Below are 441 nucleotides of genomic sequence, written 5' to 3'. Positions count from 1 at the left end.
GCTTGTAAGGCAGGTGCTCTCCCAGCTGAGCTAATCCTCCAAAAGTGGTGACCCGTACGGGATTCGAACCCGTGTTACCGCCGTGAAAGGGCGGTGTCTTAACCACTTGACCAACGGGCCAAATATTATAAAATCCTTATGGCGGAGAGCAAGGGATTCGAACCCTTGATACGCTTGTGACGTATACACGATTTCCAATCGTGCTCCTTCGGCCAACTCGGACAGCTCTCCAATGGCTCCGCAGGTAGGAATCGAACCTACGACCGATCGGTTAACAGCCGATAGCTCTACCGCTGAGCTACTGCGGAATAATATTGCCTGGCAACGTCCTACTCTCACAGGGACAAGGTCCCAACTACCATCGGCGCTAGAGAGCTTAACTTCCGTGTTCGGTATGGGAACGGGTGTGACCTCTCTGCCATCATTACCAGACATTATTCT

General features: G+C 52.2%; 3 tRNA genes and 1 rRNA gene. All 4 read right to left on the bottom strand.

Going from position 1 to position 441, the window contains the following annotated elements:
• Window positions 1-45: 45 nt before the first annotated feature.
• Window positions 46-120: transfer RNA gene (locus AC1DJR_RS33505), tRNA-Glu, on the bottom strand.
• A gap of 19 nt (window positions 121-139) precedes the next feature.
• Window positions 140-231, bottom strand: a tRNA-Ser gene (locus AC1DJR_RS33500).
• A gap of 2 nt (window positions 232-233) precedes the next feature.
• Window positions 234-308, bottom strand: a tRNA-Asn gene (locus tag AC1DJR_RS33495).
• 8 nt (window positions 309-316) lie between these two features.
• A 5S ribosomal RNA gene (rrf, locus tag AC1DJR_RS33490) occupies window positions 317-432 on the bottom strand.
• Between the last annotated feature and the right edge of the window lie 9 nt (window positions 433-441).

The sequence above is a fragment of the Bacillus sp. 05T31 genome (assembly GCF_056396725.1).
Note: the sequence above shows the minus strand (reverse complement) of the source record. Positions and strands in the feature narration are given on the sequence as shown.